Origin of the sequence: Kitasatospora sp. NPDC090308, assembly GCF_044769485.1 — a bacterium.
Classification (GTDB): domain Bacteria; phylum Actinomycetota; class Actinomycetes; order Streptomycetales; family Streptomycetaceae; genus Kitasatospora; species Kitasatospora fiedleri.
Genome location: NZ_JBIVXY010000001.1, coordinates 793957 through 819495, shown reverse-complemented (window position 1 = coordinate 819495; position 25539 = coordinate 793957). Strand labels below are relative to the sequence as shown.

At 72.3% G+C, this 25539-nt stretch carries 17 protein-coding genes; 9 read left to right on the top strand and 8 right to left on the bottom strand.

The features are described 5' to 3' along the window. Positions 1–190 precede the first annotated feature (190 nt). The 5 genes from leuS to ACIQVD_RS03515 all read left to right on the top strand — a co-directional run bounded on the left by leuS (position 191) and on the right by ACIQVD_RS03515 (position 9896). Positions 191–3064 carry a leucine--tRNA ligase gene (leuS, locus tag ACIQVD_RS03535; protein ID WP_402285724.1) on the top strand — a complete coding sequence of 958 codons (2874 nt, stop codon included), beginning with the start codon at positions 191–193 and terminating at the stop codon, positions 3062–3064. A gap of 412 nt (positions 3065–3476) precedes the next feature. Beyond that, positions 3477–4256 (top strand): hypothetical protein, encoded by a 780-nt coding sequence (locus ACIQVD_RS03530; protein WP_402285721.1) that lies wholly within the window; start codon positions 3477–3479, stop codon positions 4254–4256. A 118-nt stretch (positions 4257–4374) separates the two neighbouring features. Beyond that, positions 4375–5328: a DegV family protein gene (locus ACIQVD_RS03525; RefSeq protein ID WP_402285719.1), complete on the top strand. Its 954-nt coding sequence runs from the start codon at positions 4375–4377 to the stop codon at positions 5326–5328. A gap of 112 nt (positions 5329–5440) precedes the next feature. After that, on the top strand, positions 5441–6550 hold the full coding sequence (locus tag ACIQVD_RS03520; protein ID WP_402285716.1) for a helix-hairpin-helix domain-containing protein: 1110 nt from the start codon (positions 5441–5443) through the stop codon (positions 6548–6550). 607 nt (positions 6551–7157) lie between these two features. Further along, positions 7158–9896, top strand: coding sequence for a ComEC/Rec2 family competence protein (locus ACIQVD_RS03515; RefSeq protein ID WP_402285714.1), 2739 nt, complete (start codon positions 7158–7160; stop codon positions 9894–9896). 165 nt (positions 9897–10061) lie between these two features. On the opposite strand, the gene ACIQVD_RS03510 is transcribed toward ACIQVD_RS03515, so the two are convergent. After that, complete coding sequence (locus ACIQVD_RS03510; protein ID WP_402285712.1) at positions 10062–10325, bottom strand: hypothetical protein; 264 nt, start codon at positions 10323–10325, stop codon at positions 10062–10064. Between the two features lie 163 nt (positions 10326–10488). On the opposite strand from ACIQVD_RS03510, the gene holA reads away from it, so the two are divergent. Beyond that, positions 10489–11484, top strand: coding sequence for a DNA polymerase III subunit delta (gene holA / locus ACIQVD_RS03505; protein WP_100836109.1), 996 nt, complete (start codon positions 10489–10491; stop codon positions 11482–11484). 408 nt (positions 11485–11892) lie between these two features. On the opposite strand, the gene rpsT is transcribed toward holA, so the two are convergent. Next, positions 11893–12156 (bottom strand): 30S ribosomal protein S20, encoded by a 264-nt coding sequence (gene rpsT, locus ACIQVD_RS03500; RefSeq protein ID WP_099899135.1) that lies wholly within the window; start codon positions 12154–12156, stop codon positions 11893–11895. Between the two features lie 200 nt (positions 12157–12356). Further along, on the bottom strand, positions 12357–12662 hold the full coding sequence (locus tag ACIQVD_RS03495; RefSeq protein ID WP_402285708.1) for an antibiotic biosynthesis monooxygenase family protein: 306 nt from the start codon (positions 12660–12662) through the stop codon (positions 12357–12359). Positions 12663–12766: 104 nt separating this feature from the next. Here ACIQVD_RS03495 and lepA point away from each other — a divergent pair, with 104 nt between their 5' ends. Further along, positions 12767–14635, top strand: coding sequence for a translation elongation factor 4 (lepA, locus tag ACIQVD_RS03490; protein WP_400686533.1), 1869 nt, complete (start codon positions 12767–12769; stop codon positions 14633–14635). Positions 14636–14781: 146 nt separating this feature from the next. On the opposite strand, the gene ACIQVD_RS03485 is transcribed toward lepA, so the two are convergent. From ACIQVD_RS03485 to ACIQVD_RS03470, 4 genes are all read right to left on the bottom strand, one after another. Next, entirely contained in the window at positions 14782–15852 is a 1071-nt protein-coding gene (locus ACIQVD_RS03485) for an FAD-dependent oxidoreductase (RefSeq protein ID WP_100836106.1), read from the bottom strand. Positions 15853–15933: 81 nt separating this feature from the next. Beyond that, positions 15934–16947, bottom strand: a complete 1014-nt coding sequence (gene sigJ, locus ACIQVD_RS03480) for an RNA polymerase sigma factor SigJ (RefSeq protein ID WP_402285705.1) — start codon at positions 16945–16947, stop codon at positions 15934–15936. Between the two features lie 130 nt (positions 16948–17077). Continuing rightward, complete coding sequence (locus ACIQVD_RS03475) at positions 17078–18976, bottom strand: ABC transporter ATP-binding protein (RefSeq protein ID WP_100838467.1); 1899 nt, start codon at positions 18974–18976, stop codon at positions 17078–17080. Positions 18977–19236: 260 nt separating this feature from the next. Continuing rightward, the gene (locus ACIQVD_RS03470) at positions 19237–20970 is read right to left on the bottom strand and encodes an ABC transporter ATP-binding protein (protein ID WP_400686538.1); all 1734 of its coding nucleotides are present in this window, start codon (positions 20968–20970) and stop codon (positions 19237–19239) included. 249 nt (positions 20971–21219) lie between these two features. Between ACIQVD_RS03470 and ACIQVD_RS03465 the strand changes: the two genes are divergently transcribed. Together ACIQVD_RS03465 and hemW are read left to right on the top strand one after the other, a co-directional pair. Next, a complete protein-coding gene (locus tag ACIQVD_RS03465; protein ID WP_400686540.1) occupies positions 21220–23121 on the top strand; it encodes an AMP-dependent synthetase/ligase in 1902 nt (633 codons plus the stop codon). A 69-nt stretch (positions 23122–23190) separates the two neighbouring features. Next, on the top strand, positions 23191–24420 hold the full coding sequence (hemW, locus tag ACIQVD_RS03460; protein WP_100836104.1) for a radical SAM family heme chaperone HemW: 1230 nt from the start codon (positions 23191–23193) through the stop codon (positions 24418–24420). Positions 24421–24434: 14 nt separating this feature from the next. Here the strand turns inward: hemW and ACIQVD_RS03455 are convergent, their stop codons facing one another. After that, positions 24435–25280, bottom strand: a complete 846-nt coding sequence (locus tag ACIQVD_RS03455) for a DUF3097 domain-containing protein (RefSeq protein WP_402285702.1) — start codon at positions 25278–25280, stop codon at positions 24435–24437. Between the last annotated feature and the right edge of the window lie 259 nt (positions 25281–25539).

The following is a 25539-nucleotide window of genomic DNA, read 5'->3' as shown; positions in this document are numbered from 1 at the left end:
GGCGGCGCGAAAGCGGGTTGAAGGGGTGCGGTACCCTGAGCCCATGCGAACTGTGCGCCTGCTTCTTAGCCGGCCGCGCTGACCAGGACCGGCTTGAAGGCCGGAGTCGGCGTGGCGTCCCCTCCTGCGGAGGGGTTTTCTGCTTTCTACGGCCTGTTCGCTGACTGATGACGATGGAGCCTGAAGGACCATGAGCGAGACGACCCCCGCTTCCGGCGCGGCCGAAGCCGCCACCGAGCCTTTCCGCTACGGCGCCGCGCTGGCCGCCGAGATCGAGTCCCGCTGGCAGGACCTGTGGGAGAAGGAGGGGACGTTCAACGCCCCCAACCCGACCGGCCCGCTGGCCGACGGCTCGCCCGTCGCCGCGAAGCCCCACAGCTTCATCATGGACATGTTCCCGTACCCGTCGGGCTCGGGCCTGCACGTCGGCCACCCGCTGGGCTACATCGCCACCGACGTCTACGCCCGCTTCCAGCGGATGAACGGGCACAACGTCCTGCACACCCTGGGCTACGACGCCTTCGGCCTGCCCGCCGAGCAGTACGCGGTGCAGCACGGCGTGCACCCGCGGGTGTCCACCGAGGACAACATCGCCAACATGCGCCAGCAGCTGCGCCGGCTGGGCCTGGGCCACGACTCGCGCCGGTCGATCTCCACGATCGACCCCGAGTACTACCGCTGGACCCAGTGGATCTTCCTGCAGATTTTCAACTCCTGGTACGACGAGGCCGCCGGCAAGGCCCGTCCGATCGCCGAGCTGGTCGCCGAGTTCGAGTCCGGCGAGCGCGAGGTGCCGGGTGGCCGCGCCTGGGCCGAACTGTCCGGCGTCGAGCGCGACGAGGTGCTGGGCGAGTACCGGCTGGCCTACTCCAAGGAGGTGCCGGTCAACTGGTGCCCCGGCCTGGGCACCGTGCTGGCCAACGAGGAGGTCACCGCGGACGGCCGCTCCGAGCGCGGCAACTTCCCGGTGTTCAAGTCGAACCTGCGCCAGTGGATGATGCGCATCACCGCCTACGCGGACCGCCTGATCAACGACCTGGACCTGCTGGACTGGCCCGAGGCGATCAAGCTGCAGCAGCGCAACTGGATCGGCCGCTCCGAGGGCGCCCGGGTGGACTTCGCGGTCGGCGGCGACACCGTCACCGTCTTCACCACCCGCCCCGACACCCTGTTCGGCGCCACCTACATGGTGCTGGCCCCCGAGCACGCCCTGGTCGACACGATCGTCCCCGCCGAGTGGCCGGCCGGCACCCGCGACGAGTGGACCGGCGGCGCCGCCCGCCCGGCCGACGCCGTCGCCGCGTACCGGGCGGCGGCCGCCGCCAAGTCCGACGTGGAGCGCCAGGCCGACGCCAAGGTGAAGACCGGCGTGTTCACCGGCGCCTTCGCGGTCAACCCGGTCAGCGGCGAGCAGATCCCGGTGTTCATCGCCGACTACGTGCTGATGGGCTACGGCACGGGCGCGATCATGGCCGTCCCGGCGCACGACAGCCGCGACTTCGCCTTCGCGCAGGCGTTCAACCTGCCGATGCGCTGCGTCGTGCGGCCGACCGACGGCCGTGGCGAGGACCCGCACACCTGGGACGACGCCTTCGACACCTACGACTCGGTGCTGGTCAACTCCGAGCGCGACGGCCTGTCGCTGAACGGCCTGTCCGTGGTCGACGCCAAGGCCCGCGTCACCGCCTGGCTGGGCGAGCGGGGCATCGGCGAAGGCACCGTCAACTACCGCCTGCGCGACTGGCTGTTCAGCCGCCAGCGGTACTGGGGCGAGCCCTTCCCGATCGTCTACGACGAGACCGGCGCGATGCACGCGCTGCCCGAGTCGATGCTGCCGGTCGAGGTTCCGCAGGTGGACGACTACTCCCCGCACACCTACGACCCCGACGACGCCACCTCCTCGCCGAAGACCCCGCTGTCCCGCAACGAGGACTGGGTCAACGTCGAACTGGACCTGGGCGACGGCGTCAAGACCTACCGCCGCGAGACCAACACCATGCCCAACTGGGCGGGCTCGTGCTGGTACGAGCTGCGCTACGTCGACCCGGTCAACTCCTCCGCGGTGGTCGACCCGGCCAACGAGTCCTACTGGATGGGCCCGACCGCCGAGAAGCCGGCCGGTGGCGTCGACCTGTACGTCGGCGGCGCCGAGCACGCGGTGCTGCACCTGCTGTACGCCCGGTTCTGGCACAAGGTGCTGCACGACCTGGGCTACGTCTCCTCGGTCGAGCCGTTCCACAAGCTGTTCAACCAGGGCATGATCACCGCCGACGTCTACCGCGACGACCGGGGCTTCCCGGTGCCCGCGGCCGAGGTCGAGGAGATCGGCGACGAGTTCTTCTGGAACGGCGAGCAGGTCCGCCGCGAGGCGGGCAAGATGGGCAAGTCGCTGAAGAACGCGATCGCCCCGGACGAGTTCGCCGACGAGTACGGCGCGGACACGCTGCGCCTGTACGAGATGTCGATGGGCCCGCTGGACGTCTCCCGCCCCTGGGACGCCCGGGCCGTGATCGGCTCCTACCGCTTCCTGCAGCGGCTGTGGCGCAACATCGTCTCGGAGGTCACCGGCGAGCTGGTGGTGACCGAGGAGGAGCCGGACGAGGCGACGCTGCGCGCGCTGCACAAGGCGATCGACGGCATCCGCGGCGACATGGCCGGCATGCGGTTCAACACCGCCGTGGCCAAGGCCATCGAGCTGAACAACTTCCTGGTGAAGCGCGGCTCCACGCCGCGTTCGGTCGCCGAGCGGATCGTCCTGCTGGTCGCCCCGCTGGCGCCGCACATCGCCGAGGAGCTGTGGCGCCGCCTGGGCCACGAAGAGTCGCTGGCCTTCGCGGACTACCCGGTCGCGGACCCGGCGTACGTGGTCGACGAGACGGTGACCTGCGTCGTGCAGATCAAGGGCAAGGTCAAGGCCCGCCTGGAGGTCTCGCCGTCGATCTCGGACGCCGAGCTGGAGGCGCTGGCCCTGGCCGACCCGGCCGTGGTCGCAGCCGTCGGCGGCGCGGAGGTGCGCAAGGTCATCGCCCGTGCGCCGAAGCTGGTGAACATCGTCACTGGCTGACGAGACCCGGGCCGACCCGCTGTCGGCCGGATCGGGCCGGTCACCCCCGCCGCGGGGTGGCCGGCCCTTCGCCGTCCACGGGTACGGGCGGGTCGGCAGCCGGAGAAGTGCGAACAAGGTGGCTCCGTTCTTCGTACGTGGTCTTCATGCGTGCTCTTCGTGTGCGGCCCTCGTGGATGGCCTTCGGATGCAGGCCGGGCAACGGGTCCGGCCTGGGCCGCAGGGCGCGGGCACCGTCCGGGAGTAAGGGAGATCGCTTGGGGGACATCCCTGAGCTGTCCCTGATCTCGGGCCTGAGGCATGCTCGCGACCTGCTGTCGGCCGTCGCTCCGGGCTACGGTGGAGGTTCCGGCGGACACGCGGACCGCACCGGGCGGTCCAGGGCCGGTCACGGGCGGAAGGTGGGCTCCCGATGGAAGCGCTCGGTGTAGTGGTGGCGCTGGTCGCGCTGTTCGGGGTGGCGCTGCTGGTGATGGCCGTGGTCGGGACGGTGAAGGCGGCGAAGGCGGTGGCTGCCAAGGTCGACCGGCACAGTGCCAACGCCCAGCGGGCGGTGGAGAACGCGGCCCTGAAGGCGAAGAGCATCACCAGGCCGGGGGAGCAGGGCCGGATCGCCGCGCTCCGGCTGTCCCTGCGCACCGCCCTGGACTCCACCCGCCAGGTCCTGGAGTCCGGCGTCCCGCAGGACGGCCAACTCGGCGACGCGCTTCAACTGCTCGCCCGCCTCGACTCGCACGCCGCGGAACTCGACTCCGAACTCCGCATGCTGGAGCGCGAGCCGCAGAACAGCCGGGTCGCCGCCAAACTCCCCGAACTGCGCGAGCGCGCTGAGCGGATCACCCACTCCGCGGACTCCCTGCGCTGGGCCGCCCAGGACCGGATGCGCCGCTTCGCAGACGACGAGCTCGCCCGCCTCGGCAAGGAGTGCCAGGACGAGGCCGGTGCTCTGCGCCACTGGACCCCCGCCGAGCCCACTGCCACTGACGGCCTCGGCACCGCCTCGGCCCCCGCTGACGGAACGGACTCCCCGGGCACCGCCGCCTCCGCGGAGGAGCCCGCCGACCGCCGCAAGGGACTCGGCTCCAGCCGCCCGACCAGTGCCGAGGAACTGCTGGGGTTGGCCGCCGAGCCGCTCTCCCGCCTCGCCGACCGCCTCCGCAAGCCGAACCCGGCGGGACCCAACCGCCCCTGACCCCGCGTCACGAGGCGGTCGCTTTCCGTGTGCGGAGAAATTACCCCACCCCCTGAGGGGCAAACCACCGAATAACGAGCGCTGTCTTCTCGGCCCCGCGGCGGGTAACCTCCGGCACATGCCCGGCCACCTCGCACTTGTCACGGATTCCACCGCGTATCTGCCCCAGCAGGCGGTGGACCGGCACCGCATCAGGGTGGTCCCGCTCAGCGTCGCGGTGGGTGACGAGGTCTTCGCGGAAGGCGTCGAGATTTCCCCGAAGGACGTCGCGGAGGCCCTGCGCTCCAAGCAACGGGTGACGACTTCCCGCCCCAGCCCCGAGACCTTCGCCGCCGCCTACCGGGCGGCCGCCGAAGCCGGTGCACGCGGCATCGTCTCCATCCACCTGTCGGCCGAGCTCTCCGGCACCGCGGAGGCCGCCCAACTGGCTGCCGCCGAGGTCTCGATCCCGGTCCGGGTGGTCGACAGCCGGCTCGTCGGCATGGCCCTGGGCAGCTGCGTCCTGGCCGCCGCCGAATCGGCCCAGGCGCTGGACGCAGCCCGGGCCGGTTCGGCGTCCGGTGGCGCAGGGGGAACCGTGGGCGGCCGGGGCGCAGCTGCCGATACCGATGCCGGCGCCGTCGAGGCGGACCTCGACCGGGTGGTCGCCGCCGCCGAGGACCGGGCCGCCGGCACCGCGGGCTTCTTCTACGTCGACACCCTGGAGCACCTGCGGCGCGGGGGCCGGATCGGAACCGCCCAGGCACTGGTCGGCTCCGCACTGGCGGTGAAACCACTGCTGCACCTGGCCGGAGGGCGGATCGAGCCGCTGGAGAAGGTCCGCACGGCCTCCCGGGCGATCGCCCGGCTGGAAGAGATCGCCGTCGAACGTGCGGGTCAGCAGCCGGTGGACATCACCGTCCACCACCTGGCCGCCGAAAACCGGGCCGAACCACTGGCGGAACGGCTGCGGGAACGGGTGCCCGGGCTGAAAGAGCTCTACGTCAGCGAGGTCGGCGCTGTGATCGGCGCGCACGTCGGCCCTGGATTGCTGGCCGTAGTGGTCTCTCCGATCGTCGCATCGTCGTACTGAACCCCGCTGCAATCACTCGTTCGAGCGACAAGAGTTATCCACAAGCCGGAGTTATCCACAGGGGTGGGCGAATTCTCCGACGGACCGTCAGCACCGTTCTACTGTCCTCGCCATGAGGACCATCACCACCCCCCTAGCCCGTCGCCGTCTGGCCATCGCAACCGCCCGGGTCCGTCTCGACCGGATCCTCCCGGCAGACCTGCCCGCCGACTCCGACCTCCTCGCGCTCGAACTGCCTTCAGCGGCAGCGGACGGTCCGCCGCTGCGGTCGGCGCACGACGCGGAGGCCGATTCGGCGGCGTTCTCGGAATGCCGGCTTGAAGGCGCCGCGACAGTTGAACCCTCTGCTCCGGTGCGGACGGAAGCGCCCGTGGCACCGAGAGCCGATTCGCCGCCGGAGCGAGATCCTCCCCGCGGCGGAGCGTCGGTTCCGGACGGCGCCGACCCGCTGGACGGCGCTTCCTCTCCGGAGTGGCCCGCCAACTTCCATCCGTTCGACGACAGCTGGGCCGACACCCCGTCGGACCTGGACCTGACGCCACCCGAAGCTCCACCGACCCCGAACCCCGCCGCCGTGTCCCACACCACCCCGCCGAAACTGCCCCTGCGGTTCCGCCTCCCGGGCGCGCTCACCCTCGACCGCCGGGCCGTACTCGGTCTGACCGTTCTGCTTGTCCTCGCCACGGGCTACGCCATCCAGCACTTCTGGCTCGGCCGACCGCACCCCGTTTCCGTCCCCGCTGTCGCGACAGCCGAATCCGTCTCCGATCGGACCACGGAAGGAGCGCCAGTACTCCAGCCGACCGGACCGCCCCTCGTCATCGACATCGCCGGGAAAGTCCAACACCCCGGCCTGCGAACCCTCCCCGCGGGTTCAAGGGTCGCCGATGCCCTGACCGCCGCCGGCGGTCCGCTCCCCGACACCGACACCAGCCTCCTCAACCTCGCCCGCCCACTGACCGATGGAGAACAGATCCTCGTAGACACCGACCCCCTCCCCGGTGGCGCAGCCACGGGCGGCGCCCCCGCAGGCTCCGTCAGTCTCAACCGCGCCGGCGCGGACCAGCTCGACACACTCCCCGGCGTGGGGCCCGCACTGGCCCAACGCATCCTCCAGTACCGCCTCGCCCACGGCCCCTTCCAATCCGTCGACCAACTCCGCCAAGTCCCCGGCATCGGCCCGCGGAAGTACGAGGACCTCAAGCCGCTCCTGACCCTCTGACCGGCCGCTCCCGCCAGGCTCGGCCAGGTACATCACCCACCCCGAGAACGCACGAGGAGGTTTCAGCTCGCTCCTGTTGCGCGCCACGTCTTGTACCGCCACTGCGTGTCCTGGCCGGCAACCCCGCCGCCTGCCGGCCAGGAGACAGGGGGTGCGAGACCCGAATCACCGCCGTCGCCGCTCTGCTCGACCACGTCCTTCGCCCCTGCGGGTGGACGGCTCTGACCGCTCCGCCCGAGCTCTGACCGGGCCCACCCCCTGTGGTGAGGCCACCGCGACAAACACTGCTGCATTGCTGTCGGGAGGCTGCCCCTGCTCAGCTCTCGCTGCTCGGCGTGAGGTGAGCAGACCTCACGCCGAGTACAGCCCCGAAAACCGTTAAGCCCGCACGGCTTTACCGAAAAAGACGCCAAGTCGGCTTTACAGAAGGCTTGTTGGCCAACCGCCGCATGGGCCCGAGCTTGCGCCTACCCAAGTCACCAGACGAATCGAGAGCATCAACCAGCTTTCCCGCCAAGGAGGTCGTATACGGGAAAAAACCACCGCTGCCTTGCGGACCACCCGCCGTTCACCGCCGCCCGCTGCCCTGCCGAAAGGAGGAGCTTCGATGCCGGCCGCGCCGCCTCTCGTCCACCACCGGACCGACTACCGACTGCTCCTCCCGGCTTGCACCGCATGGGCAGTGGCCGCCGCTGTCCTCGCCTTGGATCCGGACCGACACCCCCCGCTGCTGCTGGCCGCCCTGGTGGCTGTGCCGGTCTCCCTCGTCCTGCTCGCCACGAAAGGACCTCGTCGATCGATTCACCGCCTGACCGCAGCGGTCCTGCTGACCGCCGCCGCGGCGGCCACCACCACCGTCCTGCACACCGCAGACCTGCACCGCGGCCCACTGCCCGCACTGGCCCGTCCCGCCGCACCACCCGCTGCGGTCGGACAGCGGGTCGACGGTGGCGGACAGGGCGCTGCGCGGCAGCTGGTGGAAGAGAAACCTGCCAATCCCGAGATCACCGTCGAGCTGACCGTCACGGGCGATCCGAAACAGCACGGCTCGCACACCCAGGGCAGCTCCCTGTCCAGACCGACGCTCACCATCTCCGCACTCGTCACCCGAGTCCGTGCCGCTCCGCGTCCCCAGGGCGGCTCTCCGCCGCCGCCCATCGCGACCCGCACGCCTGTCACCCTGCTGGTCCGCTCCCAAGACGACTACCCCTGGAGGCAGTTGACCCCGTCCACCGAACTGGAACTGCGGGCGGAGGTGCTGCCGGAGCGGCCACCGGCGGCCGGTGCGGCGGGAGGGAGGTCCCGGAGCGACAGCGCGGCGCTGCTCGTTCCTCAGGGGCAGCCGCGTGTCATCGCTCCGCCGAACCTCCCGCAGCGCCTCGCGGCCCACCTCCGCAAAGGACTTCGGGACGCCTGTGACCACCTTCCGCCGGACACGCGCGGGCTGCTCCCCGGGCTGGTGGTGGGTGACGTGTCGCGGCTGCCCGACGATCTGGCGGACGCGTTCCGGGCCACCGACCTTGGTCACCTGGTCGCGGTGAGCGGCGCCAACCTGGCGATCGTCCTGGCCGTCCTGGTGGGTGGCACGCCCGGTGAACCCGACGCCCCAGGACGCGGTGGCCTGGCCGGGCTGCTGGGCCTCTCGTTCCGCACCACGGCGCTGCTCGGAACCGCGCTGACGCTGGCGTTCGTCACCGTCTGTCGGCCGGACCCGAGCGTGCTCAGAGCTGCGGCCACCGGGCTGATCGGTCTGCTCGCGCTGGCCACCGGCCGACCGCGGAGAGGCGTCCCCGCGCTGGCCGGCGCGGTACTGATCCTGATCCTGGTGGACCCGTACCTGGCCCGCTCGTACGGGTTCCTGCTCTCTGTGCTGGCCACGGCCGGGCTGTTGGTGCTCGGCCCGAGGTGGACGGCGGCGCTCCGGGCGCGCCGCTGGCCGCACCACCTGGCGGCGGCGGTCGGTGCCACCGCGGCGGCGCAGGCGTTCTGCTCGCCGGTCACCGTGCTGCTCGCGCCCCGGGTCAGCCTGGTCGGGGTGCCGTGCAACCTGCTGGCCGAGATCGCGGTCGCCCCGGCCACCCTGCTCGGATTCGGCGCGCTCGCGGTCGCACCCTTCTCCAAGGGGACCGCGGAGTTCCTGACGGACCTCGCGGCACTGCCGGTCGGCTGGTTGGCCGCTGTCGCGAGGCGCGGGGCGGAACTGCCGGGGGCCGAACTCGCCTGGCCCGCCGGGGCGCTGGGTGCGGTCCTACTGGTGGTGGTGATCGTGTCGCTGGCCTGGGCGGTGACACCGCTGCTGGCCGGCCGCCAAAGCCGACATCGGCGGACGAGAGCGTTGGTGGCGCTCGTGGTCGCCCTGCTGCTGCCGCTGGTGCTGCTGCGCCCGCCTTCCGTCATCCGGCTGGCGACCGGGTGGCCCGCGTCGGGCTGGCGGCTGGCGATGTGCGACATCGGGCAGGGCGACATGACGGTCCTGCCTGTCGGACCGGGCACCGCCGTGGTGGTGGACGCCGGGCCCGACCCCAAGACGGCCGACGCCTGCCTGCGGGGCCTCGGGGTGACCAGGATCCCCCTCCTGCTCCTCACCCACTTCCATGCCGACCACGCGGAAGGCATCCCCGGCGTCCTGCGCGGCCGGTCGGTCGGGGCGATCGAGGTGACCACCTCGGACGAGTCGGACGGCGAACGCTCCCGGGTGCTCCGCTGGGCGGCGGGCGGCGGCATTCCGGTGATGCACGCGCGGCGCGGCGAACGGCGCACTGCCGGGGCCGAACTCACCTGGGAGGTCCTGTGGCCCACCTCACCCCCGGCATCCGACGCCGAGGGGCCGAACAACTCCAGCATCGCGATCCTCGCGGTGCTCGGCCCGCCCGCGGCCCCATTGCGGGTCGCCCTGCTCGGAGACCTGGAACCTCCGGCCCAGTCCGCCCTGCTGGCGCTCGGCATGCCGCCACTCCCATCCCCGGCCAAGTCTCCGTCTTCGACCCTCGAACCAGGTGGTGGGCCATCAACTCAGCTGGAAGGTAGAGGGAGTGAGGGTGCCGGCCTGGGCACGATTCGAAGCGGTCCGGGGCTGCCCGGGGTGGGACGGGTGGATGTCCTGAAGGTGGCGCACCACGGGTCGGCGAACCAGGACTGGTCGTTGATGGCCGCGCTCCGTCCGCGGTTGGCCCTGATCTCCTGCGGCGTGGGCAACCCGTACGGGCATCCGGCGCCCCAGACCGTGGCAGGGCTGAAGACGCTGGGGGCGACGGTGGTCCGGACCGACAGTTCCGGGGACATCGCGGTTCTGGGTGACTCGCGGGACCTGGCCGTGGCGACGCACCCGCACCCGGTTCACGGTTGACCTGCCCGCCCTGGTGTTGGTCCCGGCCCGGGGTTGGGCCCGGTCCGGGGCGGGACCGGGCCGGGGGGGGGCGGTCCGGAGCGGAAACGCCCGCCCGAACGGGTGGGGTACCTCGTTCGGGCGGGGCCAGGCGGTGGCGAGGGGAGTGGCGGATGGGGCGGGACGTCAGCCCTGCTCCCGCCACCCGTCCTGTTCGGCGACGAGCTGGTCGAGTTCGCTCAGCAGGCGGGTGGTCCAGCCGTCCTCCTCAGGGGCCTCCACCACCACCAGCCACTGGGCGTCCTCGGCGTCGTCCTCCCCGGCGAGGGAGTCCCGGACCACCTCGACGTCGCCCAGTTCGGGCCAGCGCACGCTCAACTCCTCAGCGACCTCCTCCGCCGCATCGCGGTCGGGGAGGACGAGCAACTGACGGTCATTGTTCTCGATCACGTCGTTATTGTCCTCGGCCCCGCAGGCGGTACGGCACCGGCCCCGCTTCCCCGGCGGGCGGCGCGCGGAGGGGCCAGGAGGCAGGGAAGGGAGGCGCCCGGTGCGGTAGGGGAAGGGGTGTGGCGCGGAAGGCTGTCCGTGTGGCGTGCGATCCTGGTAGGCGATGGCCAGGAAGAGTGCACCCGACGACCTGCTCGCCCCGCTGACCGTTGCGGTCGGCCAGGAGGAGCTGCTGCTGGACCGCGCGGTTGCCGAGGTGGTGGCGGCGGCCCGGGCGGCGGACCCGGACACGGACGTCCGGGACCTCGCGCAGGGGGCGCTGCAGCCGGGGCAGTTGGCGGAGCTCACCACGCCCTCGCTCTTCGCGGAGCGGAAGGTCATCGTGGTCCGGGCCGCGCAGGACCTCTCGGCGGACTCGGTCAAGGAGGTCAAGGCCTACCTGGAGTCGCCCGCCGAAGAAGTGATCATGGTGCTGGTGCACGCGGGCGGTGCCAAGGGCAAGGGGCTGCTGGACGCGGCGAAGAAGGCGGGCGCCCGGGAGGTCGCCTGCGCGAAGCTCACCAAGGCGAGCGAGAAACTGGCCTTCATCCGCAACGAGTTCCGCACCCTGGGGCGGGCCGCCAACCCCGAGGCCTGCCAGGCGCTGCTGGACTCGCTGGGCAGCGATCTGCGGGAACTGTCGGCCGCGTGCAGCCAGTTGACCGCCGACATCGAAGGCCCGATCGACGAGGCGGCGGTCGCCAAGTACTACAGCGGTCGCGCCGAGGCGACCGGCTTCGAGGTGGCCGACCTCGCGGTGACCGGCCGGGCCGCCGAGGCGCTGGAACGGCTGCGCTGGGCGCTGGCGGTCGGCCAGCCGCCGACCGGCATCACCTACGCCCTCGCCTCAGGCGTCCGCAGCATCGGCCGGCTCGCCTCCGCCGGCCGCAACATGCGGCCCGCCGACCTGGCGCGCGAGTTGGGCATGCCGCCGTGGAAGGTGGACCGGGTGCGCCAGCAGATGCGCGGTTGGACCGGCGACGGGGTGGCCGCCGCGCTGACCGCCGTCGCCCAGGCCGACGCCGCCGTGAAGGGCGGCTCCGACGACCCCGCGTACGCGCTGGAGCGCGCCGTCGTCGCCGTCGCCCGCGCCTCCCGGGCCGGTTCCCGCCCCTACTAGGCACTGGACCCGCGTACACCTGTCGGGGCTGGGAGCTGCCGGCCGGCCGGTGTCGGTGGGACACTCCGGGCCGGGGGGTTGGGTGCCTCGCTGGTGCGTTCGGGCGGGGGAAGCGACCCGGTCGGAAGAGTGCCGGAAACGCCGACTGCCCGCCCGGGAGACCCGGGCGGGCAGGGAGTGGAGGCCCGTGGACGGGCGCTCGCACTGTGAAGCTGTGTACCGCACCCGCGTGGCGAACGCAGGCCGCGTGCGGTACGGGACGTACGGCTCGTCGGAACTCCGGGTAGAGGGCCGGGGTTTCCGGGAGCGGCTGGTCGGCGGTGGCGGGTAGAGGGCCGCGGGTTCACGCCGACCGGAGTGGTGCCTGGTGGCACCGGGTGTACGGCGGGGCCGTACGGAAGAACTGGATCAGGCGGCGACGTTGACGCGCTTGGTGATCGCCGACTTCTTGTTGGCGGCCTGGTTCTTGTGGATGACGCCCTTGCTCACGGCCTTGTCGAGGGCCTTGGAGGCGGCGCGGGCCAGCACGACGGCCTTCTCGGTCTCGCCGGCGGCAGCGGCCTCGCGGGCCTTGCGCAGAGCGGTCTTCAGCGAGGACTTGACGGCCTTGTTGCGCAGGCGCGCCTTCTCGTTGGTCTTGTTGCGCTTGATCTGGGACTTGATGTTCGCCACGAAAGAGCCTCAGTCTGTTGTGAATCGTTACTACGACGGGTGGCACCCCTGGTGCCGCTCGGGCAGCTGAGAGGGCATGCCGAGGGCGGAGTGCAGCGCCCCACGCTACCAGGGCCGCCCCGGCCCGCCCAAACCGGACCGCCGACCCCAGCCGCCCTCCCCGGCCGTTCCCGCGCCGTCCCCTCGTCCGCGGCCGGCGGTCAGGCGGTGAGCAGCGGCTCGCCGTAGTGCTCGACGGTCGGGAACGGGTCGTAGAAGCGGTGCAGCAGTTCGCGCCAGCGCGCGTACTCGGGGGAGCGGCGGAAGCCCTCGGTGTGGTCCTCCAGGGTGTCCCAGCCGACCTGGAGCAGGAAGCGCGAGGCGCGCCCCGCGTCCAGGCAGCGGCGCAGTTCCAGGGAGCGGAAGCCGGGTTGGACGGAGATCAGCGGGCGGGCCTCGGCGAAGGCGGCGAGGAACTCCTCCTCCCGGCCGGGGAGGACGTCGAGCAGGGCGCTTTCCAAGATCATGAGGTGATCGTCCCGCACTCCCGCTCGGCCGGGAAGGACCCGGGGGCCGTTCGGCATGGGAGGATGGACAGAACCATATTGATCGGATCAGAAATCGGACCAAGGTGCCCGCGACCCCCAGCAACGTGCCAGAGCCCAGCCGTACTGACCCGGCGGTGATTCGCAACTTCTGCATCATCGCCCACATCGACCACGGCAAGTCGACGCTCGCCGACCGGATGCTGCAGATCACCGGCGTGGTGGACCCCCGGCAGATGCGCGCCCAGTACCTCGACCGGATGGACATCGAGCGCGAGCGCGGCATCACCATCAAGTCCCAGGCCGTCCGCCTCCCGTGGGCGCCGAGGTCCGGTGAGCAGGCGGGCACGACGCACATCCTCAACATGATCGACACCCCCGGCCACGTGGACTTCACGTACGAGGTGTCCCGCTCCCTCGCGGCCTGCGAGGGAACCATCCTGGTGGTCGACGCCGCCCAGGGCATCGAGGCGCAGACCCTCGCCAACCTGTACCTGGCGCTGGAGAACGACCTCACGATCATCCCCGTGCTCAACAAGATCGACCTGCCGGCCGCCCAGCCGGAGAAGTACGCCGCCGAGATCGCGCACATCATCGGCTGCGACCCGAGCGACGTGCTGAAGGTCTCCGCGAAGACCGGCCTCGGCGTCGAGGAGCTGCTCGACCACGTGGTCGAGAAGATCCCGGCCCCGGTCGGCGTCAAGAACGCCCCGGCCCGCGCGATGATCTTCGACTCGGTGTACGACGCCTACCGCGGCGTGGTCACCTACGTGCGAGTCGTGGACGGCCAGCTCACCAAGCGCGAGCGGATCGCCATGATGTCCACCGGCGCGACCCACGAGCTGCTGGAGATCGGCGTCATCTCGCCGGAGCCCAAGGTCGCCGACGGCCTCGGCGTCGGCGAGGTGGGCTACATCATCACCGGTGTGAAGGACGTCCGGCAGTCCAAGGTCGGCGACACCATCACCTCGCAGAACAAGGGCGCCACCGAGGCCCTCGGCGGCTACAAGGACCCGCGCCCGATGGTGTTCTCCGGCCTCTACCCGCTGGACGGCTCGGACTACCCGCTGCTCCGCGACGCCCTGGACAAGCTGCGCCTGAACGACGCCGCCCTGGCCTACGAGCCGGAGACCTCGGTGGCGCTCGGCTTCGGCTACCGCTGCGGCTTCCTCGGCCTGCTGCACCTGGAGATCATCCGGGAGCGGCTGGAGCGCGAGTTCAACCTCGACCTGATCTCCACCGCCCCGAACGTGGTCTACCGGGTGATCATGGAGGACGGCACCGAGCACACCGTCACCAACCCGAGCGAGTTCCCCACCGGCAAGATCGCCGAGGTGTACGAGCCGGTGGTGCGCGGCACCATCCTGGCGCCGAACGAGTTCGTCGGCGCGATCATGGAGCTCTGCCAGTCCCGCCGCGGCACCCTCCAGGGCATGGACTACCTCTCCGAGGACCGGGTCGAGCTGCGCTACACCCTGCCGCTGGCCGAGATCGTCTTCGACTTCTTCGACCAGCTGAAGTCCAAGACCCGCGGCTACGCCTCGCTCGACTACGAGCCCATCGGCGAGCAGTCCGCCAACCTGGTCAAGGTCGACATCCTGCTGCACGGCGACGCGGTGGACGCGTTCTCCGCGATCGTGCACAAGGACAAGGCCTACAACTACGGCGTGATGATGGCCGGCAAGCTGCAGAAGCTCATCCCGCGCCAGCAGTTCGAGGTGCCGATCCAGGCCGCGATCGGCTCCCGGGTGATCGCCCGCGAGACGGTCCGGGCGATCCGCAAGGACGTCCTCGCCAAGTGCTACGGCGGTGACATCTCGCGCAAGCGCAAGCTGTTGGAGAAGCAGAAGGAAGGCAAGAAGCGGATGAAGATGGTCGGCCGGGTGGAGGTCCCGCAGGAGGCCTTCATCGCCGCGCTGTCGACGGACGCGGAGGCCCCGAAGGAGAAGAAGTAGCTCCGGAGTCGGGCCGATGACGGCGGGCCGGTGCTCCCTCGTACGAGGGGGTGCCGGCCCGCCGCCGTTCCGGCGCACCGCCGTCGTCCCGGCCGCCCGCCACGGGCCCGCCGCCGTGGGCCAAACGCCGTCGTCGGCGCCCGGGGTCAGCGCAGCGACAGCGGCAGGCCCTTGACGATGCCGGCCTTGACCAACCGGCCGGCCGGGCCGGTCAGCACCCGGGGCCGCATCGAGTCGTCGCCGTGGATCAGCTGCACCAGCGCCTCGCCGCGGCCCAGGCTCAGGCACTGGGTGACGTAGCGGTACGAGAACGGCTTGCCGGTGCGGCCGGTGAGCAGCTTGGCCAGGTAGCGGCCCTGCGGCATCGCGGTGGCGCAGGCCATCCGCAGTTCGCCGGTGCCGGGCAGGTCGACGGCGGCGGCGTCGCCGATCACGTGCACCTCGGGGTGCGAGAGCGAGCGCAGGTGGTCGTCCACCAGGGCGCGGCCGCGGGCGTTGACGGCCAGGCCGGCGTCGGCGGCCAGCGGGTGCGGCTCCATCGAAGCGGCCCACACCACCACGTCCGCGGGGAGGTCGTCGTCCCCGCAGCTCAGCCCGGCCGCGGTGACGGCGGTGACCCGGTGCTGCTCGTCGACCCGGACCCCGAGGCGGCCGAGCACCGCCAGGACGTGCGCCCGGCCGCGCTCCGACAGCCAGCCGCCGACCCGGTCGGCCGCGACCAGCCGGACCTGCCAGGCCGGGTACGCCTCGGCCAGCTCGGTGGCCAGTTCGATGCCGGTCGGGCCGCCGCCGACCACCGCGACGGTGCCGGGCGCGGCGGCTCCGGCGAGCCGGTGGCGCAGCTCCTCGGCACGTTCCGCCGAGTACGCGTGCTCGGCGGCGCCCGGCACCCCGCCCCAGGCGGTGCGGCTGCCGAGCGCGTACACCAGGGTGTCGTAGGCCAGCCGCCCGCCGTCCTCGGTGCGCACCTCGCGGGCGGCCAGGTCGATCGCGACGGCCCGGGTGGCCCGGTGGGTGACCTTGCGGCCGCGCAGCACGTGGGCGATCTCGGGGCGGGCGACCCGGCGGCCCGCCGCGATCTCGTGCTGCCGGACGCGGTGGTGGAAGCGCTGCTCGGGGGCGACCAGGGTGACCCGGTCCGGGCCGCGGCCGATCCCGGCGGCGGCGGACAGCCCCGCGTAGCCCGCGCCGATCACCACGATGTGCTTGCCGGTCATCTCGTCCTCCTTCGGAACCCCGCCGGTGGCGGTGCTGGAAGGGGGACGGCGCGGCCGGGGCGGGTGTGACCGTGATCCCGGTCACTCCGCCGGCTTCGACGGCTCGGCCCGCTCCACCCGTTCCGCCGGCTCGGCCCGCCCCGCCGGCTCGGCCCGCTCGGCCCGCCCCGCCGCGAGGTGCCCGAGCTTCTCCGGGTTGACCATCACGTACGCGGCCGTGATCAGGCCGTTCTCGACGGTGAACGCCATCACGCCGCCGACCGTGCCGGGCGCCGCGTACCAGACCGCGCCCGCCTCGCCGTTGACCACGGTCGGGACCAGCGGCTGCTCCGGGCTGATCCAGCGGGTGGTGAGCTTGCGCAGCAGCCGGGAGACGTGGAGCGCGCCGAAGACCGGGCGGCGCACCGCGTGGACGACGCCGCCGCCGTCGGCGTGCCAGACGACCTCCGGGTCGAGCAGCGCCACCAGCGCGGCCAGGTCGCCGCCGGTGGCCGCGGCGGTGAACGCCGTCACCACCCGGTGGTGCTCGGCCGGGTCGACCGGGCCGCGCCGACCGCCGTCCCGGACCCGGCGGCGGGCCCGGGAGGCGAGCTGCCGGGCGGCCTCGGGGGAGCGGTCCAGGGCCGGGGCGATCTCGTCGAAGCCGACCGCGAACACGTCGTGCAGCACGAACGCCGTCCGCTCGGCCGGGGACAGCTGCTCCATCACCGCGAGCATCGCCACCGACACCGCCTCGCCCAGCTCGACCCGTTCGGCGGGGGAGTCCGCGGCGGTCAGCACCGGCTCCGGCAGCCACTCGCCGACGTACGCCTCCCGGCGGGCCCGGGCCGAGCCCAGCTGGTCGTAGCAGAGCCGGGTGACCACGGTGGTCAGGTACGCGCGCGGGTCCGCGACGTCCGACCGGTCGGCGGACTGCCAGCGCAGCCAGGCGTCCTGGAGCACGTCCTCGGCGTCGGCGACCGAGCCCAGCAGCCGGTAGGCCACCGCGCCCAGGTAGCGGCGCTCGGCCTGGAAGGCGTCCACCGGACCGGCCGGGGACGGCCCGGCGGCGGGGGAGGTGTCGGCGGTCGGGTGCGCGGCGGTCGGTTCGGACACCCGACCACGGTAGCGCGCCCGACGGCGGCCGCCGCGGGCCGGTGCTGACCTCCCGTCAGGGACGCGCGGACGCGCCGGGGGGAGGCCCGCGCGGTGCGGACCTCCCCCCGGCGCGGCGGGTGGTGCGGGGTCAGTCGACCTCGGCCACCGCCTGGGCGAACTGGGCCTGGTAGAGGCGCGCGTAGGCGCCGTCGGCGGCGATCAGCTCGTCGTGGGTGCCCTGTTCGACGATCGAGCCGTTCTCCATCACCAGGATCACGTCGGCGTCCCGGATGGTGGAGAGCCGGTGGGCGATCACGAAGCTGGTGCGGCCGGTGCGCAGTTCGGCCATGGCGCGCTGGATCAGCACCTCGGTGCGGGTGTCGACGGAGCTGGTGGCCTCGTCGAGGACCAGGATCGAGGGCTGGGCGAGGAAGGCCCGGGCGATGGTGATCAGCTGCTTCTCACCCGCGCTGACGCCGGCGCCCTCGTCGTCCAGGACGGTGTCGTAGCCCTCGGGCAGGGTCCGCACGAAGCGGTCCACGTGCGCGGCCCTCGCGGCCGCGACCACCTGTTCGCGGGTGGCGCTCTCGGCGCCGTAGGCGATGTTCTCGGCGATGGTGCCGCCGAACAGCCAGGTGTCCTGGAGGACCATGCCGATGCCGGAGCGCAGCTCCTCGCGGGACATCGCGGCGATGTCCACCCCGTCCAGGGTGATCCGCCCGCCGCTGACCTCGTAGAACCGCATCAGCAGGTTGACCATGGTGGTCTTGCCCGCGCCGGTCGGGCCGACGATGGCCACCGTGTGGCCGGGCTCGACCTTCAGGGACAGGCCCTCGATGAGCGGCTTGTCGGGGTCGTAGCGGAAGGAGACGTCCTCGAACGCGACCCGGCCGTGCACCTCGGCGGGGCGCTCGGGGTGCCGGGGCTCGGGGGACTGCTCCTCGGCGTCCAGCAGTTCGAAGACCCGCTCGGCGGAGGCGACGCCGGACTGCACCAGGTTGGCCATCGAGGCGACCTGGCTGAGCGGCTGGCTGAACTGGCGGGAGTACTGGATGAACGCCTGCACGTCGCCGATGGACAGCGCGCCGCTCGCCACCCGCAGACCGCCGACCACCGCGACCAGCACGTAGTTGATGTTGCCGACCAGCATCATCGCGGGCTGGATGATGCCCGAGATGAACTGCGCCCGGAAGGACGCCTCGTAGAGCGCCCGGTTCTCCCGGTCGAAGAGCTCCGCGGCCTCCTTCTGGCGACCGAAGACCTTCACCAGGCTGTGCCCGGTGAACATCTCCTCGATGTGCGCGTTGAGCTTGCCGGTGGAGCCCCACTGCTTGATGAACTGCGGCTGGGCGCGCTTGCCGACCTTGGTGGCGACGACCACCGACACCGGCACCGAGACCAGCGCGATCACCGCCAGCAGCGGCGAGATCCAGAACATCATCGCCAGCACGCCGACGATGGTCAGCAGCGAGTTCACCACCTGGCCCATGGTCTGCTGCATGGACTGGTTGATGTTGTCGATGTCGTTGGTGACCCGGCTGAGCACCTCGCCGCGCGACTGCCGGTCGAAGTAGCTGAGCGGCAGCCGGGACAGCTTCGCCTCGACCTCCTCGCGCAGCCGGAACACCGTGCGGTTGATCGCCAGCGCGGCCAGCCGGCCCTGGAGCACGCCGAACAGGACGGCGGCCAGGTAGATGCCCAGCACCCAGAGCAGGACGGTGCCGATGGTGTCGAAGTCCATGCCCCGGCCGGGCGTGAAGTCGACGGTGGCGAGCAGGTCGGCGACGTTGCCCTCGCCCCGGGCCCGCAGCCCGTCCAGGACGGCCTGCTTGTCCGGCGCGCCGGCGAAGCGCGGCCCGGTGGCCCCGGCCACGATCAGGTCGGTCGCCTTGCCGAGCACCCGGGGGCCGACCACCTGGCAGCCGATGGAGAGCACGCCCAGGCCGAGCACGGTGAACAGCAGCTTGCGCTGGGGGCCGAGCAGGGCGAGCAGGCGCTTCGCGGAGCCGCCGAAGTCCTTCGACTTCTCGGTGCCCTGCGCGCCCATGAACCGGCCGGGTCCGCCGCTGCCGCGCCGGGCCGCCGCCTCCTGCGAACCGGAGGGCACCTCGGCGGGGGCCCCGGACGCCCCGGACGCCTCGGAGGCCGCCGAGGTCCCGGCCGCCCCGGTCTTGGTCAGGTCCGGCCCGCCGGAAGCCCGCACGGCCTCCGGGGTCTCCGGGCCTACCGGCGTCTCCCGGTTCCCGTCGTTCCCGTCGTTCCCGTGGTTCTCGGAGTTCCCGGGGTTCCCGTGGTTCTCGGGGCTGGTCACGCCGCCTCCTGCTCGGTGAGCTGGGAGAGCACGATCTCCCGGTACGTCGGGTTGTCGGCCATCAGCTCCTGGTGGGTGCCGGTGCCGACGACGGCGCCCTCGTCGAGGACGACGATCCGGTCGGCGTCGCGGATGGTGGAGACCCGCTGGGCGACGATCACCACGGTGGCGTCCCCGGTCTCCCGGGCGAGCGCGGCGCGCAGCCGGGCGTCGGTGGCGTAGTCGAGGGCCGAGAAGGAGTCGTCGAACAGGTAGACCTCGGGCCTGCGGACCAGCGCGCGGGCGATCGCCAGGCGCTGGCGCTGGCCGCCGGAGACGTTGGTGCCGCCCTGGGCGATCGGGGCGTCCAGGCCCTCGGGGAGCTTCCGGACGAAGTCCGCGGCCTGCGCGGTCTCCAGCGCCTGCCAGAGCTCCTCGTCGGTGGCCTCGGGCTTGCCGTAGCGCAGGTTGGAGGCGACGGTGCCGGAGAACAGGTACGGCTTCTGCGGGACGAGGCCGATGATCTCGGACAGCTTCCGCGGGTCGAGCTCGCGCACGTCCACGCCGTCGATCAGGACGGTGCCGCCGGTGGCGTCGAACAGCCGGGGGACGAGTCCGAGCAGGGTGGTCTTGCCGGAGCCGGTGGAGCCGATGACGGCGGTGGTCTCGCCGGGCCGGGCGGTCAGGTCGATGCCGCGCAGCACCGGGACCTCGGCGCCCGGGTAGCGGAAGTCGACGCCGCGCAGCTCCAGGGTGCCGCGGGCGTGCAGCTCGGTGACCGGCCGCAGCGGCGGGACGACGCTGGACTCGGTGTCCAGCACCTCCTGGATGCGCTCGGCGCAGACCTCGGCGCGCGGCACCATCATGAACATGAAGGTGGCCATCATGACGCTCATCAGGATCTGCATCAGGTAGGAGAGGAACGCGGTGAGCGCGCCGATCTGCATGCCGCCGCTCTGGATGCGGTGCGCGCCGAACCAGAAGACGGCGACGCTGGAGACGTTCACCACGCCCATCACGATCGGGAACATCAGCGACATCAGCCGGCCGACCCGCAGCGAGTAGTCGGCGAGTTCGCCGTTGGCACCGCTGAAGCGGGCCTGCTCGTGGTCGTCCTTGACGAAGGCCCGGATGACCCGGATGCCGGTGATCTGCTCGCGCATGATCCGGTTGACCGCGTCGATCCGGGTCTGCATGCCGCGGAACTGCGGCCGCATCTTGCCGACCAGCACCGTGACCACCGCACCGAGCAGCGGGACCACGGCGAGCAGCAGGCCGGACAGCGGCACGTCCTGGTTCAGCGCCATGACCACGCCGCCGACGCACATGATCGGCGCGGCGACCATCAGCGTGAAGGTCATCAGCGCCAGCATCTGCACCTGCTGGACGTCGTTGGTGGTGCGGGTGATCAGCGAGGGCGCGCCGAACTGGTTGAGCTCGCGGGCGGAGAAGTCCTGCACCCGGGAGAACACCGCGGCGCGGACGTCCCGGCCGACGGACATGGCGGTGCGCGCGCCGTAGTAGACCGCGCCGATCGAGCAGGCGGCCTGGGCCAGCGACACGCCGACCATGACCGCGCCGACCCGCAGGATGTAGCCGGTGTCGCCCTTGAGCACGCCGCTGTCGATGATGTCCGCGTTCAGCGTCGGCAGGTAGAGCATGCCGATGGTGGACACCAGCTGGAGCAGCACCAGCAGGGTGATGTCCCGGGAGTAGGGGCCCAGATGGGCGCGTAGGAGTCTGAAAAGCACCGTGACACTCTCGTCTGCGGAGGGGATGGGCGCATCCCGATTTCGGGTACTGGGGAGAAAGCTTCACGTTCGGGCAGCTGCTGCACTGCCGACCTGGGAGTGTGCCAGCTCACGTCACCCCCTTACGGATCGGCTTTCCACCCCCTAGGCTGCTGGTGCCCTTTGTTACTCGCCGGTTAAGTCGGTGTCGGGCGGCCCCCGCGGCCGGCGCCCGCCCGCTCTCGGTCCACCCGCCCCCGGAGGTCCTCGTTGAGTTCCGCGCAGTCCATGATCGAGCGGCGCCCGCCCTCCGTGGCGCACCTGTTGCTCAGCAGGGTAAAGGCCACTCCGAACGGTGAGGCCTACCGGTACCCGGTTCCGGTGGACGAGCAGGCCGCGGACAGCGCTCCGGGTGCCGAGCAGTGGCGCTCGCTGACCTGGGCGCAGGCGCACCGGCGGATCACCGCGGTCGCGGCCGGCCTGATGGCGCTGGGCATCCGCGCCGAGGACCGGGTGGCGATCGCCTCCGCGACCAGGATCGAGTGGATCCTCGCCGACCTCGGCAACATGTGCGCCGGCGCGGCCACCACCACCGTCTACCCGAGCACCAACTCCGACGAGACCGCGTTCATCCTGGCCGACTCCGGCAGCCGCGCGCTGTTCGCCGAGGACGAGGGCCAGCTGCGCAAGGCCGCCGAGCAGAAGGACGCGCTGCCCGAACTGGAGTGGGTGGTCCTGTTCGAGGCCCCCGCCGGCGGCGTCCCGCAGGCCGAGGGACTGACCGTGCTCACCCTCGCCGAGCTGGAGGAGCGCGGCACCGCCTACCTGGCCGAGCACCCCGACGCGGTGGAGAAGGCCGTCGACTCGCTCGACAAGGAGCAGCTCGCCACCCTGATCTACACCTCCGGCACCACCGGCCGCCCCAAGGGCGTGCGCCTGGTGCACGACTGCTGGTCCTACGAGGGCGTGGCGCAGGAGGAGAGCGGGCTGCTGCGCGCGGACGACGTGCAGTTCATGTGGCTGCCGCTGTCGCACGTGTTCGGCAAGACGCTGATCTCCGGCCAGATCGCCACCGGCCACGTGATGGCGGTGGACGGCCGGGTGGACCGGATCATCCACAACCTGCCGGTGATCCGCCCGACCCTGATGGCCTCCGCGCCGCGGATCTTCGAGAAGGTCTACAACGGCATCGCGGGCCGGGCCCGGGCCGAGGGCGGCGCCAAGTACAAGATCTTCCTGTGGGCGGCCGGGACGGCCCGCGAGTACGCGCAGACCGTCCAGGCGGCCCAGGTCGCCACCGGGCGGGAGAGCGCCCCGCTGGGCCTGCGGCTGCGGCACTCGCTGGCCGACCGGCTGGTGTACACCAAGATCCGGGCCGCGTTCGGCGGCCGGCTGCGCGGCGCGGTGTCGGGCAGCGCGGCCCTGGCACCGGAGATCGGCTACTTCTTCAAGGGCGCGGGCGTCCCGGTGCTGGAGGGCTACGGCCTGACCGAGACCTCGGCCGGCTCCACGGTCAACCGGGCCGAGGACTTCCGGGTCGGCACCGTCGGCCTGCCGCTGCCCGGCACCGAGGTGCGGATCGCCGAGGACGGCGAGATCCTGCTGCGCGGCCCGGGCGTCATGCGCGGCTACCACCGGATGCCCGAGCAGACCGCCGAGGTGCTGGAGCCGGACGGCTGGTTCCACACCGGCGACATCGGCGAGCTCGGCGAGGGCGGCTACCTGCGGATCACCGACCGCAAGAAGGACATGTTCAAGACCTCCGGCGGCAAGTACGTCGCGCCCAGCGAGGTCGAGGGCAAGTTCAAGGCGATCTGCCCGTTCGTCAGCAACATCCTGGTGATCGGCAACGGCCGCAACTACTGCACCGCGCTGATCGGCCTGGACGAGACGGTGATCATGCCGTGGGCCGCCGAGCACGGCCTGGCCGGCAAGCCGTACGCCGAGGTGGTCGCCGACCCGGCCACCGTCGAGCTGATCGACGGCTTCGTCAAGCGCCTCAACGGCGAGCTCCAGCGCTGGCAGACGATCAAGAAGTTCGCGCTGCTCCCGCGCGACCTGGACATCGAGCACGGCGAGCTCACCCCGAGCCTGAAGATCAAGCGCCCGGTGGTCGAGCGGACGTACGCCGACGAGGTCAGCGCGATGTACGCGGGCACCAACGAGGCCTGAGCCCCGCCCGTCCGGTGCGGCCGGCGGACCCTTTTCGGGTTTCGCCGGCCGCTACCGGACAATGGACGCATGCCCTCCGCACTCCCCGACGGCGAACCGGTGCCGTCCGACGGCTCGCTGCCCGCCCACGCCCTGCACGGACTCGGCGAGCGGCCGTTCGGCTTCTACCTGCACGTGCCGTACTGCGCCAGCCGCTGCGGCTACTGCGACTTCAACACCTACACCGCCACCGAACTGCGCTCCTCCGGCGCGGTCGCCTCGCAGGAGACCTACGCGGACAACGTGATCGCCGAGATCCGGCAGGCCCGCCGGGTCCTCGGCGACACCGAGCTGCCGGTCGAGACGGTCTTCCTCGGCGGCGGCACCCCGACCCTGCTGCCCGCCCGCGACCTGGTGCGGATGCTGGCCGCGCTGCGCGAGGAGTTCGGCCTCGCCCCCGGCGCGGAGGTCACCACCGAGGCCAACCCGGAGTCCGTCGACCCGGCCTACCTGGCCGAACTGCGCGCGGGCGGCTACAACCGGATCTCCTTCGGCATGCAGAGCGCCCGCCCGCACGTGCTCGCCCTGCTCGACCGCCACCACACCCCCGGCCGCCCCGAGGCCTGCGTCGCCGAGGCCCGCGCGGCCGGCTTCGACCACGTCAACCTGGACCTGATCTACGGCACCCCCGGCGAGTCCGACCAGGACTGGCAGGCCTCGCTGGACGCGGCGATCGGCGCCGGCCCGGACCACGTCTCCGCCTACTCGCTGATCGTCGAGGACGGCACCCGCCTCGCCGCCCGGGTCAAGCGCGGCGAACTGCCGATGATCGACGACGACGTGCACGCCGACCGCTACCTGATGGCCGACCGGGCGCTGACCGCCGCCGGGTACGCCTGGTACGAGGTCTCCAACTGGGCCACCACCCCCGAGGGCCGCTGCCGCCACAACGAGCTGTACTGGACCGGCGCCGACTGGTGGGGCGCCGGCCCCGGCGCGCACAGCCACGTCGGCGGCGTCCGCTGGTGGAACGCCAAGCACCCCGCCGCGTACGCCCAGGCCCTCGCCGAGGGGCGCACCCCCGCCCTCGGCCGCGAGGTGCTGGCCGACGAGGACCGCCGGGTCGAGCGCATCCTGCTCGAACTGCGCCTCGCCGAGGGCTGCCCGCTCGACCTGCTCACCCCCGACGGCCGGGCCGCCGCCGACCGGGCCCTCGCCGACGGACTGCTGGAGCCCGCCCCGTACGCGGCGGGCCGGGCCGCGCTGACCCTGCGCGGACGGCTGCTGGCGGACGGGGTGGTCCGCGACCTGGTCGACTGACCCGGACCGGGGACTCAGGCCCCGCCGCCACCCGGCAGCGTGACGAAGTCGATCAACTCCTCGACCCGGCCGAGCAGTTCCGGCTCCAGGTCCTTCCAGCCGTCGACCGAGGCGAGGATGCGCTTCCAGGCGGCGGGGGTGTCCACCGGCCAGCCCAGCCGGCGGCAGACGCCCTCCTTCCACACCTCGCCGCGCGGCACCTCCGGCCAGGCCGCGAAGCCCAGCCCGGCGGGTTTCACGGCCTGCCAGATGTCGACGTAGGGGTGGCCGACCACCAGGACGTGCTCGCCGGTCACCCGGGCGGCGATCCGGTGCTCCTTGGTGCCGGGCAGCAGGTGGTCGACCAGCACGCCCAGCCGGCGGCCCGGGCCGGGGGCGAACGCCTCGACGATGGCGGGCAGGTCGTCCACGCCCTCCAAGTACTCCACCACCACGCCCTCGATCCGCAGGTCGTCGCCCCAGACCCGTTCGACCAGCTCGGCGTCGTGCCGGCCCTCGACGTAGATCCGCGACTCGCGGGCCACCCGGGCCCGCGCCCCCGGCACCGCGACCGAACCGGACGCCGTGCGCCCCGGACCGCGCGGCGCGGCCGGCGCCGCCGCGGCGGGCCGCACCAGCGTCACCACCCGCCCCTCCAGCAGGAACCCGCGCGGCACCAGCGGGAACACCCGGTGCTTGCCGAACCGGTCCTCCAGCGTGACGGTGAACCCCTCGGCCGTCCGCTCGCAGCGCACCACCGCCCCGCAGAACCCGGTCGCCACCTCCTCCACCACCAGGTCCCGCTCCGCCGCCACCTCCGGCGCGGGCTGCTGCCGCTTCCACGGCGGGGTCAGATCCGGCCCGTACTCCCTGCTCCGCATGGATCGCAGTCTACGAAACGTCGGTCGGCCTGACGTCGCGTCAGCACGGTTGCGGGGGCGGCGGTGGCGAGGACGTCGGCGGGGCGAGGGTGCGGGCCCGGCCATCGAGGCCGTCGAGGTGGGCGGCCGTGGTGTCGCCGAGGTGGATCCGGCGCGGTCCGGTCGGTCACGGGTGCCACCCCGGGAGCGGGAGGCCGTCACCGGTGTGGGACATTGCCCGACGATCACACTCCGATGATCACGCAGGAGCGGGGACGGA

Bases quoted from the DNA above. Each gene is read 5' to 3' on its own strand.
- leuS (WP_402285724.1), top strand. From the start codon at position 191: ATGAGCGAGACGACCCCCGCTTCCGGCGCGGCCGAAGCCGCCACCGAG.
- ACIQVD_RS03530 (WP_402285721.1), top strand. From the start codon at position 3,477: ATGGAAGCGCTCGGTGTAGTGGTGGCGCTGGTCGCGCTGTTCGGGGTG.
- ACIQVD_RS03525 (WP_402285719.1), top strand. From the start codon at position 4,375: ATGCCCGGCCACCTCGCACTTGTCACGGATTCCACCGCGTATCTGCCC.
- ACIQVD_RS03520 (WP_402285716.1), top strand. From the start codon at position 5,441: ATGAGGACCATCACCACCCCCCTAGCCCGTCGCCGTCTGGCCATCGCA.
- ACIQVD_RS03515 (WP_402285714.1), top strand. From the start codon at position 7,158: ATGCCGGCCGCGCCGCCTCTCGTCCACCACCGGACCGACTACCGACTG.
- holA (WP_100836109.1), top strand. From the start codon at position 10,489: ATGGCCAGGAAGAGTGCACCCGACGACCTGCTCGCCCCGCTGACCGTT.
- ACIQVD_RS03495 (WP_402285708.1), bottom strand. From the start codon at position 12,662: ATGATCTTGGAAAGCGCCCTGCTCGACGTCCTCCCCGGCCGGGAGGAG.
- ACIQVD_RS03485 (WP_100836106.1), bottom strand. From the start codon at position 15,852: ATGACCGGCAAGCACATCGTGGTGATCGGCGCGGGCTACGCGGGGCTG.
- ACIQVD_RS03475 (WP_100838467.1), bottom strand. From the start codon at position 18,976: ATGGGCGCGCAGGGCACCGAGAAGTCGAAGGACTTCGGCGGCTCCGCG.
- hemW (WP_100836104.1), top strand. From the start codon at position 23,191: ATGCCCTCCGCACTCCCCGACGGCGAACCGGTGCCGTCCGACGGCTCG.
- ACIQVD_RS03455 (WP_402285702.1), bottom strand. From the start codon at position 25,280: ATGCGGAGCAGGGAGTACGGGCCGGATCTGACCCCGCCGTGGAAGCGG.